Source organism: Peribacillus sp. NPDC055009 (genome assembly GCF_053608705.1).
Genome location: NZ_JBSGVZ010000002.1, coordinates 293,231 through 307,885 on the forward strand (window position 1 = coordinate 293,231; position 14,655 = coordinate 307,885).

At 42.1% G+C, this 14,655-nt stretch carries 19 protein-coding genes and 1 riboswitch; of the genes, 1 reads left to right on the forward strand and 18 read right to left on the reverse strand.

Going from position 1 to position 14,655, the window contains the following annotated elements; genetic code table 11:
• The first annotated feature begins 122 nt into the window (after positions 1 to 122).
• Positions 123 to 446, forward strand: coding sequence for a helix-turn-helix domain-containing protein (locus ACWF5P_RS05220; protein ID WP_063233922.1), 324 nt, complete (start codon positions 123 to 125; stop codon positions 444 to 446).
• A 148-nt stretch (positions 447 to 594) separates the two neighbouring features.
• Here the strand turns inward: ACWF5P_RS05220 and ACWF5P_RS05225 are convergent, their stop codons facing one another.
• From ACWF5P_RS05225 to ACWF5P_RS05310, 18 genes are all read right to left on the reverse strand, one after another.
• Positions 595 to 735: an anti-repressor SinI family protein gene (locus ACWF5P_RS05225; protein WP_452444675.1), complete on the reverse strand. Its 141-nt coding sequence runs from the start codon at positions 733 to 735 to the stop codon at positions 595 to 597.
• 31 nt (positions 736 to 766) lie between these two features.
• A riboswitch (cyclic di-GMP riboswitch) is annotated at positions 767 to 852 on the reverse strand.
• 163 nt (positions 853 to 1,015) lie between these two features.
• Positions 1,016 to 1,213, reverse strand: a complete 198-nt coding sequence (locus tag ACWF5P_RS05230; protein WP_157831063.1) for a hypothetical protein — start codon at positions 1,211 to 1,213, stop codon at positions 1,016 to 1,018.
• Positions 1,214 to 1,510: 297 nt separating this feature from the next.
• The gene (gene hpf / locus ACWF5P_RS05235; RefSeq protein WP_137016562.1) at positions 1,511 to 2,068 is read right to left on the reverse strand and encodes a ribosome hibernation-promoting factor, HPF/YfiA family; all 558 of its coding nucleotides are present in this window, start codon (positions 2,066 to 2,068) and stop codon (positions 1,511 to 1,513) included.
• Between the two features lie 253 nt (positions 2,069 to 2,321).
• Positions 2,322 to 2,666 (reverse strand): flagellar protein FliT, encoded by a 345-nt coding sequence (locus tag ACWF5P_RS05240; protein ID WP_230176151.1) that lies wholly within the window; start codon positions 2,664 to 2,666, stop codon positions 2,322 to 2,324.
• Positions 2,666 to 3,067, reverse strand: a complete 402-nt coding sequence (fliS, locus tag ACWF5P_RS05245) for a flagellar export chaperone FliS (protein WP_452444676.1) — start codon at positions 3,065 to 3,067, stop codon at positions 2,666 to 2,668. The genes ACWF5P_RS05240 and fliS overlap by 1 nt, the downstream gene beginning before the upstream one ends.
• Positions 3,068 to 3,091: 24 nt before the next feature.
• On the reverse strand, positions 3,092 to 4,603 hold the full coding sequence (locus ACWF5P_RS05250) for a flagellar hook-associated protein 2 (protein WP_452444677.1): 1,512 nt from the start codon (positions 4,601 to 4,603) through the stop codon (positions 3,092 to 3,094).
• 14 nt (positions 4,604 to 4,617) lie between these two features.
• A complete protein-coding gene (gene flaG / locus ACWF5P_RS05255) occupies positions 4,618 to 4,980 on the reverse strand; it encodes a flagellar protein FlaG (protein WP_452444678.1) in 363 nt (120 codons plus the stop codon).
• A 793-nt stretch (positions 4,981 to 5,773) separates the two neighbouring features.
• Positions 5,774 to 7,003, reverse strand: a complete 1,230-nt coding sequence (locus tag ACWF5P_RS05260; protein ID WP_452444679.1) for a flagellin N-terminal helical domain-containing protein — start codon at positions 7,001 to 7,003, stop codon at positions 5,774 to 5,776.
• 138 nt (positions 7,004 to 7,141) lie between these two features.
• Complete coding sequence (csrA, locus tag ACWF5P_RS05265) at positions 7,142 to 7,375, reverse strand: carbon storage regulator CsrA (protein WP_260358761.1); 234 nt, start codon at positions 7,373 to 7,375, stop codon at positions 7,142 to 7,144.
• Positions 7,363 to 7,818 (reverse strand): flagellar assembly protein FliW, encoded by a 456-nt coding sequence (gene fliW, locus ACWF5P_RS05270; RefSeq protein ID WP_452444680.1) that lies wholly within the window; start codon positions 7,816 to 7,818, stop codon positions 7,363 to 7,365. Before fliW ends, csrA begins: the two co-directional genes overlap by 13 nt.
• Positions 7,819 to 7,829: 11 nt before the next feature.
• A complete protein-coding gene (locus ACWF5P_RS05275) occupies positions 7,830 to 8,405 on the reverse strand; it encodes a DUF6470 family protein (RefSeq protein WP_101223761.1) in 576 nt (191 codons plus the stop codon).
• Between the two features lie 44 nt (positions 8,406 to 8,449).
• A complete protein-coding gene (gene flgL, locus ACWF5P_RS05280; RefSeq protein WP_452444681.1) occupies positions 8,450 to 9,328 on the reverse strand; it encodes a flagellar hook-associated protein FlgL in 879 nt (292 codons plus the stop codon).
• Positions 9,329 to 9,343: 15 nt separating this feature from the next.
• Positions 9,344 to 10,903 carry a flagellar hook-associated protein FlgK gene (gene flgK, locus ACWF5P_RS05285; protein WP_452444682.1) on the reverse strand — a complete coding sequence of 520 codons (1,560 nt, stop codon included), beginning with the start codon at positions 10,901 to 10,903 and terminating at the stop codon, positions 9,344 to 9,346.
• 30 nt (positions 10,904 to 10,933) lie between these two features.
• Positions 10,934 to 11,422 carry a flagellar protein FlgN gene (locus ACWF5P_RS05290; RefSeq protein WP_452444683.1) on the reverse strand — a complete coding sequence of 163 codons (489 nt, stop codon included), beginning with the start codon at positions 11,420 to 11,422 and terminating at the stop codon, positions 10,934 to 10,936.
• Positions 11,423 to 11,498: 76 nt separating this feature from the next.
• Positions 11,499 to 11,762, reverse strand: a complete 264-nt coding sequence (flgM, locus tag ACWF5P_RS05295) for a flagellar biosynthesis anti-sigma factor FlgM (RefSeq protein WP_230176146.1) — start codon at positions 11,760 to 11,762, stop codon at positions 11,499 to 11,501.
• A 219-nt stretch (positions 11,763 to 11,981) separates the two neighbouring features.
• The gene (locus ACWF5P_RS05300; RefSeq protein WP_230176145.1) at positions 11,982 to 12,401 is read right to left on the reverse strand and encodes a TIGR03826 family flagellar region protein; all 420 of its coding nucleotides are present in this window, start codon (positions 12,399 to 12,401) and stop codon (positions 11,982 to 11,984) included.
• Between the two features lie 98 nt (positions 12,402 to 12,499).
• Positions 12,500 to 13,192 (reverse strand): phosphoribosyltransferase family protein, encoded by a 693-nt coding sequence (locus tag ACWF5P_RS05305; protein WP_452444684.1) that lies wholly within the window; start codon positions 13,190 to 13,192, stop codon positions 12,500 to 12,502.
• Positions 13,185 to 14,576 carry a DEAD/DEAH box helicase gene (locus ACWF5P_RS05310; protein ID WP_452444716.1) on the reverse strand — a complete coding sequence of 464 codons (1,392 nt, stop codon included), beginning with the start codon at positions 14,574 to 14,576 and terminating at the stop codon, positions 13,185 to 13,187. The genes ACWF5P_RS05305 and ACWF5P_RS05310 overlap by 8 nt, the downstream gene beginning before the upstream one ends.
• Between the last annotated feature and the right edge of the window lie 79 nt (positions 14,577 to 14,655).

Here is a 14,655-nt window from a genome sequence, read left to right on the forward strand (position 1 = left end):
TCCTCTCTAGCGATAGCATGTCAAGGTAATCCAACCTTACAGTCGTCTTGTTTTGAATGATAAGATTGGCTACTGACACTTATTAGCGGAAGATAAATAGAACATGTTTCGAGGTGGTATTGATGATTGGTGAACGTGTAAAAAAACTGCGAGAAGAAAAGAAAATGTCGATGACTGAACTTGCCGATAAAGCGGGTGTGGCAAAGTCTTATTTAAGTTCGCTCGAGCGGAACTTACAAACGAATCCTTCTATTCAATTTCTTGAAAAAATCTCCGCCGTACTAAACATTCCTGTTGATGCCCTGCTTTATGATGCACCAAATAAGGAAACCTTGGACACTGACTGGATGAAAATCGTTGAGGAAGCCATGAATTCGGGTGTCTCAAAACAACAATTCAGGGAATTCATCGAGTTTAATAAATGGAGAAAAGATAAAGAAGAGTAGAGTGGTAGTACACTAGTTTACCTACATAATCCTGAAGAATACAGTTTGAATAAGCTAGACTTGTAGAATCTCAAGGAAGAATAAACCCTATAAACAGCTAATGAATCGAATTACTGTTTATAGGGATGTTCTCGAACTTTTTCGTAAGCTATTTTCCATTGTTCTCCTCTAATGTTACCTCAAGGCTTTCCCGTTTCAAAAAAGCACTGATTTCCTCCTTTTTGAAACCCAAGCTCCTTGCTTCTGAAATCAATTTCACCCATTCTTGATCCACTTCCACATTAGCCACCTCTTCTACCTCCTAAAATACTCCTTGTATTTCAGGCAGACCAGCCATCATAGTCTCGAGGACCTTAGACCTGTGCCTTTGCGCCCTCATCTTTCAATAAGTTTGCCTTTGTCGTGGTATTTATTACCAAATACATTACTTATAATCATATTATAACGGATACCCACTCCATATATTGCTATTTTATGTCGGTAATCTACCTAAATGCAAAAACTTTTATCCGACAAATTATTACAAAATTAAGAAAATTCATAGTGCAGGTAATTTATCATAGACTAATTCATTTTCGTTTTTTTGTATAATAGTGAATATTGCTCTTCTTAATATTTCGTTGCTTTGTATTGATTCTCTCCATTGTAAGTGCATCCAAGGCTTTTTGCGCAGTTAAATCCTCACCGCAGGTCGGGCAAAGCCACTTTCCATATTCCGCACTGCTAAAAGAAGCCCTATGGCAAGTATGGCAATTCTTTCGATACAAGTAATCCAACCCCTCTGCACCTTGATCAAATTGTTTTATATAAAAAATCAGCCGTTCTTTTTAAAGAACTTACAATTTGAGTATAGTGCAAAAGAAGGGGGTTATTAAATAGGTAAAACTGACTATTTATCTTAATAAAGAACAATAATTGTTCTTCAAAAGGATTTTTCGTTGATTTGTATTTTATAGAGAACAAAAGAAGCAATCATTCTTTTCCTTTTCAAACGAATTCTATCAACAGGCATTAAAAAAGCACAACCCAAAGGCTGGGCTGTGCTTTTGATCTTAGAATAATAATTAACTAGGTTCAATCAATCCATAGCGTCCATCTTTTCGGCGGTACACTACGTTCGTTGTATTAGTATCCGCATTCGTGTAAACGAAGAAACTGTGACCAAGCATATTCATTTGTAGAATCGCTTCTTCACTGTCCATCGGCTTTAAATCAAAGCGCTTATTGCGGACCACTTCAATATCATTATCGTCTTCGAATTCATCCACCACTTCGTCAACTTCCATATTGAAGGCGAATGCATCTGGTGCAGCTGATAGATTGTTCCGGAACTTACGATTGACCTTCGTTTTATGTTTACGAATTTGGCGTTCAAGCTTATCATTGATCAAGTCAATGGCAGCATACATATCCGCATTTTCCTCTTCAGCACGAAGAACCAAATTCTGCATGGGAATCGTCACTTCGACCTTTGATGTATTATTGTTCACTTTTAAATTCACTAACACATTTGCATCTGGTGTATTGTTAAAATATCGTTCTAACTTGCCAATTTTCTTTTCGACGTATTCTCGAATTGCTGGAGTTACCTCAATGTTTTCACCGCGTACGTTGTAATTCATAAAGTGAGTCCTCCTTAAATTAAGACTATACAGTTAGATTCTACAATACCCCTCCGGTTCCTTTTAGAAACACATCATGAAATATGTCGAAATAATGAAACAATTGTCGGAAGGTTTGGAAAGGGGTTGATGTCTGCCCTAGCTTCATTATATCAAATGCTATGCTATAAAGAAAAAATTAAGCCTATTTTATTTACAGAAAATTTAAAAATAATTAACATAAAAACCTTTTGGAATCCAAACGGTCGTATAATCAATTTCTTTTATCATAGAACACACCATCCACTGATAGACTTTCATACGGGTTCGTGTATTTATTAGATGATCGTTTCTTCTTGTTTATTTCCTGGATATCCCGCTTTATCTCCTGCTTTTGGAGCTTCAGCAAGTGATCGACCTTTTGGTTGAGCAACAGTGCTGCACGTCCCAGCTGCTGCTCTTCTGCAGTAAAAGGCGGTTTGATTCGAGAAAGAAGTCCATCTCGCTGATCGATCAGCTTTGTGATCCTTTCTATTTTATCATCACGCTCTGTAATCGTGTGATTTTCCAGAACGGCAAGTAATTCAACAGTCAAATCATGAAAGGTCCTAATCACCATTACACTTGACCGCTTTGGGTAAATTGTTTTTTCCGATTGATTTGAATTACTTCCTTCCAAGTATTCCGGAACTCAGTAACAAGGCCCTCCACTTCTTCCAAGGTAGAAACATCATTTTTCATATTCGCTTCTATCAGACGCCGGTTCATGAAATCATATAGACTCATCATAGCTTTGGATACATCCGCATCCATATTCAGCGTCACCATCAATTCGCGGATGATATTTTGCGCCTTGATGATGTTCGTATTCTTCGCTTCGATATTTCCTGCTTCAATGGCCTTCTTCCCAAGCATGATGAACTTCAAACAGCCATTATAAAGCATTAATGTAAGCTCTCCCGGGGATGCTGTGTTGACTGAATTTTGCTGATACGATTGATAAGGATTATTTATTGCCATATTTAACTTCCTTTCCGACTTACCTTAACTAAAATAAGAAGCTAACGATGCACTTTGGCTGTTTGCCTTTTGAATCGCTTTTTCCATCGCCGTGAACTGGTTGTAATAGCGCGATTCCAATTTCGTTAGCTTTGCCTCAAATGTTGAAATCTTCTTATTCAGCCCATCAACCAATTTTCCGATTGTAAAATTGTTATTAACAAATCCGGCCTTTCCGGCTTTTTCAGTAATCGCCTTCATTGATGATTCTATATCATCCCTTAACCGGCGCGCGAGGCCTTTGTCGCTCTTTTCTGGCCCATTGGCCATGAACATATCATAAATCGCATTCGGATCCTCACTAATGGCTGCCCGGAGCTTGTCCTCATCAATCGTTAATTTACCGCCCTCCAAATAATTTTTGGTGGTGGTGATCCCCAAACTGCTGAGATTGTTTTTTCCTGTGATCCCATCCACCGAGGTGTATAGGGATGACCTCATTGTGATCAGGAGGCTTTTTAACGTCGAATCGCTTTTTAACGTTCCGCTCTTCGCTTTTTCTTCCCACAGCTTCACTTCATCCTCGGTCATTGCCTTCTTTTGCTCAGAGGTAAGCGGGGTAAAGGAGCGATATTTAGCTTCACCCGTTTTATCTTGAACCTTTTTAATGACATCATTGTATTTATTCACAAACTGAGTGATCGTGTCCAGGATGGCATCCACATCAGCTGTTGATGAGAATGTGACTGTATCCGTCGTTTTTTGCTTTACCGTTATTTCCGCTCCATTAATCTGAAACGTATTCGAAGGCCGGGAAATGTCCAGTCCATTATAAGTAATCGATGCATTTTCCCCTATTGTGCCGCCAGTTCCTTCATTGTTACTGCTCATTTTTAGCACATTGAAGAAATCTCCGGTACTCCCTAACTCAATTTCAGGCCGATCTTTTATATCACCTGTATTTTTAGCAGTGATGGAAAACTTCTGGGACGTTTCATCGAAAAATAGAGTCACTCCCGAGTTTGCATTAATTTTATTTATTACACTTTCTAACGTATCGTCCGCATTAAGGGTAAGAGTGTACGGTTTTTCCACTGTTGCGCCATCTTTTACTTCCGTATCAAAACCGCCATCCTTATTGATGGACAGTATCGTAATATCTTGAGGAGTCGTGATTCCCAATTCCGATAGTTTCTTTTTGGGGTCGGTAACAGCTGTTTTTTCTGTACTTGTCATGGTTGCTGCCTTGGCAAGTCCATTCACTTTTATATTCCCGGAAAAATCACTGGTCGAATTCACATTTCTCACTGATACAGCATCTGGATTCGATACCGTCACCTTCTTTTTAATGAAGGAAGACTGCTTCCCAATTCCATCACGAATGAGCGTATCCAATTCTGATAAAGCTGTATTTATCGAACGGTAATCATCGCGCTGCCACTCGGAATACTGCTTTTTCTGTGTCAGTTTATCCAATGGCACCCGTTCTGCCTGCATCATGCTCTTAACTAATTCATCAATGTCCATCCCGCTTGCTAAACCACTGATTCGTACCAAAATTGATCACCCGCTTATATTTTTTCATCCACCATTATGCCGACAAACTCCGTCATTGCCGCATAGAAGTCCAATAACTTCTTCGGGGGAATTTCCCTGATCGTCTCATCCGTTACATCATCCACTACCTTGACATAGTACTCATTCAGCTTCTCATGATATTCAAAACGAACCGCCGTATGTGTCGGATTCAGGAAGGTGTTCAAACTATCCACCATTTCCTGCACCTTTTCTTTTGATGGCATATCAGTAGATTCCACACTTTGCTCCGAATAGGCTAGCGTATTCATTTCCCGCTGATAAAATGAACTGATTCCTTCCGAGATTGCTGTTCTAAGTTGTGAGGAAAGGATATTTGTGGACAAACTCTCCAGCATCTAAATAGCCCCCAATATGATATCTTTACTTTTTATATCGGTAATTAAGATTTTATATTTAGTCACTCTTAGATCTTGGTTGCACCTGCAGACATTCATTAATGACCCTTTGCTATTAAAGAGATTCTACTAAAAAACTCCAGAAAAATATCTGGAGTCTACAGTTTTTTGGTTTTAAAATTATGAAATCTAAGATGGAACCCCAATTGCCCACACGTTTTGAGGATTTTATACTGTGACCGTTGACTTCCACTCCAGGCACTCGCTTTCCGCGGGCGGTCCGGGAGCCTCCTCGGCGCCATTGCGCCTGCGGGGTCTCCCTTGGACGCGTATTCCCGCAGGAGTCTCGCACCTTCCGTTCCAATCAACTTTGTTTTAACAGTTAGATTGCTATTTTTACCTAAGTTAAAACTGAGGTGATAATCACTTCTACTTTTGGAAAAAAATATGACTGACTATTTAATTATAGGACTTCTCTTTTTATTCAAATGAATCAACGAACATACTAGGAATCGATATATCCCATCCGGCTTGTGATTGATAGCTGTATTAACCAGTCATTCCACCATACACATTACTGACATCTTCATCTATGTATTTTGCAGTACCATCATACTCTATTAGGATTGTAGCCATAAGATTCCTTGGTGACATAAACGAATGATCCCTTTCTTATTAAGGGGCAGTATTCTCTTTTTTTCTACATCGCAGTGTTACTTAACACTTCAATCAGTACAAAAAAAAAGAGACTAACACAAAGTGTCAGTCCCTTATTGTTAAGCTAACTATTCAATTAACGAAGTAACTGAAGAACGCCCTGCGGTTGCTGGTTGGCTTGAGCTAGCATTGCTTGAGATGCTTGCGCCAAGATAGAGTTTTTAGTTTGCTCCATCATTGTTTTAGCCATATCTGTATCACGAACACGTGATTCAGCAGCAGTCAGGTTTTCAGAAGAAGTACCTAAGTTGTTGATCGTATGCTCTAATCGGTTTTGGTTAGCACCTAGTTTAGAACGTTCAGCTGATACAGTGTCAATTGCAGATTGAATAACTGTGATTGCTGCAGATGCATTTTTAGCATTAGAAACATCCAGACCGGATTCAACGCCTTTAGAATCTGTACCATTGCTTACATTTGTAGTTGCAGTGAATCCATCACCAATACCAGTTAATCCTAGATTACTAGCACGCATGTCATCGATTTCAAGTGTCAGACTTTGGTTTTCATTTGCACCGATTTGGAATTGAAGACCTGCGCCAGCATCAGTACCCGTAGAAGAAGAACTACTTATTTTTAAATCAGCTAAAGCAGTACCAGCAGATGCACCAACTATTTCAACGGAACCTTTAGCGCCAGCAGTTAAGGTATCAAGCTTTAAAGCACCATCACCATCAAGGGACGCATACTCTTCACCAGTTGTTCCAAGTGCAGTATTTGCTGCAGTATTAATAGCAGTCACTATATCAGCAGCTGCATCACCATCTCCGATTGTAACATCGACATCTTTCCCATCGATTTTAAGACTTAATGTACCGCCAGTTGTAACAGCACCTGCCGCCCCTGAACCAGTCAAGCTAGCAGTAGAAAGTTTTGTATCAGAATCCTTAGAACCATTCAATAGTTTCTGAGTATTGAATTCAGTAGTATTACCGATACGGTTGATTTCAGATGTTAATGAATCCATTTCCTTTTGTATTTCTCCACGGTCACTAGTTGTATTAGTATCCGTTGATGCTTGTGTAGCAAGTTCACGCATACGTTGAAGAATGTCAGTCGTTTCGTTTAATGCACCTTCAGCAGTTTGGATCAATGAGATGGCATCCTGTGAGTTACGGGAAGCTTGGTCCAATCCGCGGATTTGTCCACGCATTTTTTCAGAGATTGCTAGACCGGCTGCGTCATCGCCTGCACGGTTGATGCGCATGCCCGATGCTAGTTTCTCCATTGATTTTGATTGTGCATTCGTTGCACTTGATAATTGACGGTGCGTGTTTAGAGCTGAGATATTGTGATTGATAATCATTTTTGTTTCCTCCTTGAGTCTTAAGTCCCCACGTCCATGTGGTTGTTTACGATGGGCAGTGACTAAGTCGGCCGCCTATTTCACTGCCCATCGTTGTATACTTAATATCGACCTGCATGGAAACATATTTAGCGGATTTTACGATTTTTTCTTGAAATACTCATTTATACCTTCCAGAAAAATAGTTTCTGTTTTAGAGGCTTTTCTATTTTCCTGCTGAATGGACAGGTAGATTTCCTTCCTATGGATATCGACGTTTTTAGGGGCATTGATCCCCAGTTTGATCTGTTCCCCCTCGACGGACAGGATCGTAATTTCGATATCATCCCCAATCATGATCGCTTCATTTGGTTTTCTGGTCAAAACGAGCATCCTTTCCCCCCCTGTTCCGCTGGAGGTTCAAACAGTTTGTGCTTTGTACGGTATTCACTAGCATTCATGATGAATTGCTTTCCGACTTTTTTTGGGCCGTTTATGATGATTGGGGCCTGGAGATTCGCCGTCGTTTCATTGAAAGGGTCTTGAATCGTTAAAATGACGAAAGTAATGACTTCCAGTTCCGTTTCTATTTGTAAAGAAGATAACACCTCATCCGTAAGCTTCACTTCGTAATCAGGAAACACCTCAAATGGATTCGTCACAATGAAGGCAAGCTCTTTTGTTTCTATCGATTGCAGGACGAAAAAGGGCGTGTCATCCAAAGCTAGCAAGCAAAACTCTTTTTCTTCTAAAAATCCTGGTATCCCGCTTTCAAATACATAAATCTCTTTCTCTGCCAATTCGAGTTCGCCATGAAATTTTGTTTGTAGAATCATCTATGTTTTCACTACCTTATCTCATCCGGATTTAAATTGATGAAATCTATATCCAGCGCATTTTTTTGTAGAATTTCGACATTCACACTACCTGGTGTGTATGTATGGTTAACCCTATTGATTTGAGCATCAATGATCGGTTTTTGGGCGGTTGCTTCAACCTTCACTTCTGCTGGCTGGTAGTCAAGCTTTACGCTGAATGGAGAGGGAATCCAGCCGAGATTGAACTGCTTCTCAGGGCCTTTGCTGTTTTGCCTAGCCTGTTCAGCGAGTGGATTACCCCCTTTTTCAATATGCCTCAGCTCAGTTCCCTGCTGGGCACGTCTTGCCATACCCGCCAGCCAATCCTGATATCCCTGCTCCGCAAATTCATCGACTCTTACTGAAAGGCTTTTCAAATCCATGTCTTCCCTTGCTTGTGACTGATCGATCGTCAGCTTGCCTGGGGTCATTTGAATCTCGAGGATCGCTTGCGGCTGTTTGATTGATTGGACCGCAGCCTTCTGTTCGATCTGCTGTACAGGCTGTTCTATATTCACTCCAATCTTCATTGGGGTGGTTTGCAATCTAATTTGCGGAATCTGCATTATCAACACTCCTTATAGAAAAAAGCTATCCATTTAAGAATAGCTTAGCGAAGAAAATCCAATAAACTCGGCTGCATGATCTTTGCTCCGATGCTTAAAGCAGCACTATGGACACTTTCCTGGGTCGTCAAATCCATGATCGCCTTTTCGATATCGACATCCTCATTTTTCGAAAGGATTTCAGTGGCAAAAACCTCCTGCTGCTTGAGACGGTCCGTCATCAGCTCAATCCGATTCTGCCTTGCGCCAACCTGTGCCTGCATGCCTAAGAAAGTATTTATCGTTGCGTCAAGTCCTTCCAGTGTGTCGCTCACGTCCCCGCCGTTTTCGAGTGCCTCGATTGTCTGGTCGATGCTTCCGCCGGCAGCTAGTGCATCACCAAAAATCTTGGAACCGTCCGTATTGATTTTAAGGGAAATCCCCGAAAAAACTTCAAGGTTTATGTCCCCTGTGCCATACACGGTATTTCCATTCCCATCTTTAACGGACGACGGTCTCACATTCGTATCCTGGCCGTTAAAGATATACTTCCCGCCAATCTGTGTGTCGCCTAGAGTTATGAGATGTTCTTTTAATTGTTTAATTTCTTCAGTAATTGTTTTAAGTTGCTCCCCTTCATACGTGCCATTGCTGCCTTGAACGGTTAATTCACGAATCCGCTGCAGGGCGGAAACACTTTCAGTAATGGCATCATCCGTGCTGTCGATCCAATTGGTCGCCTCGGCAATGTTACTTTGATACTGCCCTATTTGATTGAGGTTTGTCCTGTACCCCATTCCCATCATGGCCGCAACAGGGTTATCGGAAGGCTTGGAGAACTTCTTTTGAGAGGAAACCTGCTCTTGCAGCCTGGACATCTTTTCGTAACTGCTGCTTAAATTGCTCAGCATATTATTGGTTAGCATCGATTGCGTTACCCGCATATTCGTCTCCTCCTATCATCGGCCAACTGTACCCATTCCGTTTATGATTTTATCGAGCATTTCATCCATCATCGTCATCATTCTTGCGGATGCGTTGTATGCCTGCTGGAATTTGATCATGTCAGTCATTTCTTCATCAAGGGATACGGAACTGACAGACTCCCTATTTTGATTGACTGAGGCAGCAAGCACGACAGAGTTGGAAAGGTTCTTTTGGGCGCTTTGGGAATCCACACCAAGCTTTCCGATGATACCGGAATAATAGGTGTCGAAGCTACCCGTCAATTCGTCGGAGTTTTGGTCTTTAGTCGAGTACTCACTGAACGCCTTCTTTTTAAGGTCAGCCAGGAGTTTGGCGTTTTCATTATCACCGGATGCCCCTCCACTTTTACCGCCTGCGGCAATTTTTGTGGGATCCTTAACGATTTCACCATTCACCTTGATGCTTTGGGCGGCACTCTTACCCGGTTCGATTTCAAAGAAGTTCAATGTGGAAGTGCTGTCATCACCCAGGGCATAGCCTTGTTTATGGATGGCATTGAATTCATTCACGAAAGCAGCCGTCATATTATCGAGCTTTTTCAGCATATCAGGATAAGCGCCGGCGATCGTGCCATCAGCCTTCTTATAGCCAAAGCTTTTGATCAGACCGGATAGTTCTCCCGAGAAATTGTAATCCGTCAATGTTTTCGAACCAAACTTCAATCCATCCACCATACCTGTCGTTTTATCATGGCTAACTTCAACTTTCGAAGTTCCCACCATCCCGGTTTGGTTAACACTGACTAGATTGATGGGCGGCACAAAAGACGAACCGTCTTCTTTCATCAATTCGATATTGTATAGCCCTGTGGCCACATCGCTTGCTCTGCCGTAATCCGTCGGAATGACGTTATTCACTTTAATGCTGACAAGCTGTGAGAGATTGTCTACGAGTACATCACGTTTATCATAAAGGTCATTGGGGATATATCCATGCGGCTCCACTTTGCTGATCTGTTGGTTAAGCTGATCAATACTGCTGATTAGCGTATTGATTTCGTTCGCTTTGACGCTTACCTGATTTCCAATATCCGTTTGAACATTCGTTAGCGAGTTATAGTAGTAGTTTAGGGTATCCGCGACCATGACGCCCGTCGAGGCAACGACCTCACGCGCCCCGGAGTTTTCCGTATTCGCCGTCAGCCCCTGCAGCGAATTCCAGAACTTCTCCATCGTGGCGGCTAATCCACTGTCGGTCGGCTCGTTCATGACGCCTTCCATTTTCGTCAGGGATTCGCTCATGGCCCCGTAATAACCGATTTTATTACTTTGTGTCCTGTATTGTGCGTCCAGGAAACTGTCCCGGATCCGCTGAACCGTTTCAGCAGCCACCCCTGTCCCGATTTGGCCGGCAACGCGCGGGCTGTTCAAACCGACAGTAGGAAAGCCAGACGTCTGGACCAGGTTGACCCGCTGTCTTGAATATCCTAATGTATTGGCATTGGCCACGTTATTTCCTGTTGTATACAAGGCCCCTTGAGAGGTGGATAATCCGCGTTTGGCAGTCTCAAGACCCATAAAGGTTGAAATCATTTGCTCACACCTCCATCTTTTTTCTGCTTATTAAGCTTTGGAATCAAACATTCCCATGCCGATTTTCGCCGTTTTCCCAACCGAATCCCCATAATTCAGGTTCTGGTGCTGCGGCCTCAAAATATCCAAAGAGACATTGATGAATTGAAGGGACTGATAGATCAATTGCTGATTTAAACTGTTTCGCTCTTTCAGCTTTGCCACCTCATCAATCAATTCCGCTTTTAGCCTTTCAAGGATTTCCGTTTCTTCAGGTCCTGTCAGTTCCGTTACGGTATGGATGGAGGCAGGCTGTCCCACCGTTCCATTGGCTGAAAGGAATTCCTCGACTTCCCTTTCTCTTTCCTTATCCGTCTGACTGATCGCTTTAATATGTTTTTGTTCTGAAATTAGCAGGGCAGTGATTGCCTCTGTATCATTTGCTTTCAAAATGGCCGTTTTTCTTATCGCCAATTGATTGAAGCTTTTATGAAACTTGATCAATTTTTCAAGCGATCCGATGATGTTCCGTGCAGACATTTTGCTGCCTCCTCACTCATAAATGAAGGACGGAAAATGGCTCCGTCCTCTTCATTCAAGCTTTTTCATTAAAAATTCATTTCCGGTAAAAATCGATGAGACCCTTAGCCGTTGCTTGTGCATTCAATTTATAATTTCCTTTTTCAACTTGGATTTTCAGTTCATCCACTCTTGCTTGTCTTGCAGCAAGAATCGGTGACGATTGCTGCATTTCTTTTGCCGCTGAAGAAATTTCAACTTTATCCGAGGATTTGACCTTGGATTCCTTGATATTCCCTGTTTTATTGGCTTGAAGATTATAAGGGTTAACACCTGTCATACCGACGTTATTGATTTTCATATTCCAGATCCTCTCCTTCGGTCGATTTTATAAATCCCATAATGTTTCGATTCCTTAACACATGAAATGGCTCTGGAATGTGTTATTCTCCCTATCGTTATTATCGACAAGGAATGGATTTCTTTAATTGTTTCTTGTAATCTTTCCTTCGACACCCATTGTCGAATCTTGTTCTCAATATCGAATATTTTAACAAATACTGCATCATGTTTCCATGATTTATCCTTTTTGATCATCCTTCATGTAGTACGTATTTTTTTTATCATTTCCTTGAATTTCAGTCAGGCGCTTTTCCTCATATTCAAATGCCTGCAAATCCGTACGCAATGAATCGCTGCATTTGCCGCATAGCCTTCCGCTCTTGATGTTAGCGCCACACTTTTCACATGGAATTCCTAGATTGGGAAACTGCGAAATTCTAAGCTTTCCTGTTCTCACAAATTTAATAATTAACGTATCTTCAACGCCGGTTTCCTTAACCACCTGCATCATGGACGCCGTTCTATTTATTTTCTTGCGAATATATGCATACACTTTATCATATTGGTCTTCTTCTTCTTTATAACAGGCATCGCATACATCACGGAATTTAGTCATAACGAATAACGAATTACAGCTTGGACAGTTGAATACTTCCATCGAGGACCCTCCTTCACCATCACAGCGATATTCTTCAGTACTGTATATATCGAATAATACCTGCGATACTTTAGGATGTTTTATTAAAATAAGCTTTTTCACCTAGCCAGGGTGATGGATGATACTTCTTTGGCCCCAGCCGTTATCAATGCCTTTGCTGCATGCCTGAGAGTGGTGCCTGTCGTGTAAATGTCATCGATGATCAAAATTGATTTATGCTCAAGCAAATCTAACTGCATGACCTGAAAAACCTGCGGTAATGATATTCTCTCTTGACGTGATTTTTTTGATTGTTTTTCCGTATGGATTCTTGTCAAGATCTCAACCGTATGAATTCCAAGAAGGTCTGCCAAGGCCTGTACCTGGTTGAATCCACGTTCCGTAAGCCGTTCATGGCTAAGCGGGATGACCGTTACCAGGTCAAACTCCATGTCCTTTAACCTTTCTTTCAAAAAAGGGACGAAAACCTCAGCTAATGCATAATCCCCACGGTACTTATATTTAGCAATAATATCTTTTAAGTATTCATTATAATGAAATAGCGATATGTTCTTCGACAAATAACCGCTCCATTCCTTATTCCTTTCCCATCTTGAACAATCCAGACAGAGGTCACCGGTAATATGAACCCCACCAAGCTCCCTTGAACACATTGTACATGTTTCTCCGGTAATCCTATTAAGCTTCCCCTCACATCTTGCGCAGACTGCTCTTGCCTCGGCCTGCTTAAGCAAGCTCCTCCATGTCAATGCCTGCTTCATTCCTTCATCACAAACAAGACATCTATTCATAGAGCAGCCCCCTTATCTTGGCATCTTTATTCATCATTTGAATATGGTGAACCGCCTCGACCATCGCTTTACTTTTACCGTAATGAAAAAAGGTGATCGTCCCTGCAGGATTAGCAAAACTCCTCCCTACCCTTCCAGCAATCTGAACGAGAGCACTATCAGAAAACACTTCATGTTCAGCACCGATCACGGCTACCTCCAACCGCTCAATAGTCACGCCGCGTTCCAGTATGGTCGTGGTCAGTAATCCTGGAACCAAGCCATTCCTTAATGCCATTACTATTTCCTTTCGATCAGGGTGCCGGGAGTGGACAATCGATAATTTTGGGGACAGCATTTGAAACAGCGGAATGACCTGCTCCATCACTTCAATGCTTGGAAAAAACAAGAGGAAGGGGATGTTCTGCTCAAGGCGTTCACTTACCCATCCGATGATTGCTGGGGGAATCTTTTTTTGAAGAAATATTTTTTGCCAATTGCCGCTCCACTTCATTTCAGGGACAGGGATTGGCTGACGATGATAACGGGCCGGTATTATGACGGCTTTCAATTTGCCGCTGCGGTATAGCCGCTGCATCCGTTTCGAAGGTGTGGCGGTCAAGTAGATGGTTGCCGCAGAAACCTTTTTTGATTTATTGACCGCATAATGCAGCGAATCATCAATTGAGTAGGGAAACGCATCGACTTCATCAACGATGATGACATCGAAAGCTTCAATAAAACGGAAAAGCTGATGTGTCGTGGAAACGGTTAGTGGCGAAAATCCATGTCGATCGCCACTGCCGGCATAGAGGGTCGCGACCTCAATGGCAGGAAAGGCTTTTTTTAACCTAGGGGATAGTTCGAGAACGACATCGGTCCGGGGTGTTGCCAAACAAATCCGTTTCCCGGCATGCAATGCTGCCTCAATCGCCGGGAATAGGACCTCCGTCTTTCCTGCCCCGCATACAGCCCATACCAGGAGTTCACCTTTTCCGTTTACAGCTTCAACGACAAGGTCGGAGGCAGTTTGTTGACCTTCCGATAAAGTGCCTTCCCAGCACATCACTATGTCAGGAATCTGAAACTGAATGCCGGGTCCGGTCCACCTAAATAGTTTTGCACATTCACTGACCCGTCCCATCATGATGCATGAGCGGCAGTAAGTGCAATCTTGATCGCAAATCTTGCAAGGGAATGTATAAAACAAAGTTTGATCTTTGTTACCGCAGCGTACACAGTGATAACTGCCGTTACCGTATTGCACGCCGCAAGTTTCTGAGACATACCCATTCTTGAGGTGCTCTGCGAGGAGTTCTTGAGAGAAGGGGATTTCGAATGCCAAAAGATGTTTTCCGGTGAGATGGTTCTGAAGTTCCGGGGAATATGGCGGGGAAATGCTCATTTTTTCCAAACTGCAACCTCCTTTTCTTGATATATCACGCTCCTCCTTATCATTCGCTTTTTACTCCCGAATTCCCTTT

What these genes read in the sequence shown, in the direction of transcription:
- ACWF5P_RS05240 (WP_230176151.1), bottom strand. Translation starts at nt 2,666, where the DNA reads ATGGTGATTAGGACCTTTCATGATTTGACTGTTGAATTACTTGCCGTT.
- flgL (WP_452444681.1), bottom strand. Translation starts at nt 9,328, where the DNA reads ATGCGGGTAACGCAATCGATGCTAACCAATAATATGCTGAGCAATTTA.
- ACWF5P_RS05305 (WP_452444684.1), bottom strand. Translation starts at nt 13,192, where the DNA reads ATGAATAGATGTCTTGTTTGTGATGAAGGAATGAAGCAGGCATTGACA.
- ACWF5P_RS05220 (WP_063233922.1), top strand. Translation starts at nt 123, where the DNA reads ATGATTGGTGAACGTGTAAAAAAACTGCGAGAAGAAAAGAAAATGTCG.
- ACWF5P_RS05290 (WP_452444683.1), bottom strand. Translation starts at nt 11,422, where the DNA reads ATGTCTGCACGGAACATCATCGGATCGCTTGAAAAATTGATCAAGTTT.
- ACWF5P_RS05310 (WP_452444716.1), bottom strand. Translation starts at nt 14,576, where the DNA reads ATGAGCATTTCCCCGCCATATTCCCCGGAACTTCAGAACCATCTCACC.
- ACWF5P_RS05260 (WP_452444679.1), bottom strand. Translation starts at nt 7,003, where the DNA reads ATGATTATCAATCACAATATCTCAGCTCTAAACACGCACCGTCAATTA.
- fliW (WP_452444680.1), bottom strand. Translation starts at nt 7,818, where the DNA reads ATGATTCTACAAACAAAATTTCATGGCGAACTCGAATTGGCAGAGAAA.
- flaG (WP_452444678.1), bottom strand. Translation starts at nt 4,980, where the DNA reads ATGCTGGAGAGTTTGTCCACAAATATCCTTTCCTCACAACTTAGAACA.
- ACWF5P_RS05300 (WP_230176145.1), bottom strand. Translation starts at nt 12,401, where the DNA reads ATGGAAGTATTCAACTGTCCAAGCTGTAATTCGTTATTCGTTATGACT.
- csrA (WP_260358761.1), bottom strand. Translation starts at nt 7,375, where the DNA reads ATGCTCGTTTTGACCAGAAAACCAAATGAAGCGATCATGATTGGGGAT.
- flgK (WP_452444682.1), bottom strand. Translation starts at nt 10,903, where the DNA reads ATGATTTCAACCTTTATGGGTCTTGAGACTGCCAAACGCGGATTATCC.
- hpf (WP_137016562.1), bottom strand. Translation starts at nt 2,068, where the DNA reads ATGAATTACAACGTACGCGGTGAAAACATTGAGGTAACTCCAGCAATT.
- fliS (WP_452444676.1), bottom strand. Translation starts at nt 3,067, where the DNA reads ATGGCAATAAATAATCCTTATCAATCGTATCAGCAAAATTCAGTCAAC.
- ACWF5P_RS05275 (WP_101223761.1), bottom strand. Translation starts at nt 8,405, where the DNA reads ATGCAGATTCCGCAAATTAGATTGCAAACCACCCCAATGAAGATTGGA.
- flgM (WP_230176146.1), bottom strand. Translation starts at nt 11,762, where the DNA reads ATGAAAATCAATAACGTCGGTATGACAGGTGTTAACCCTTATAATCTT.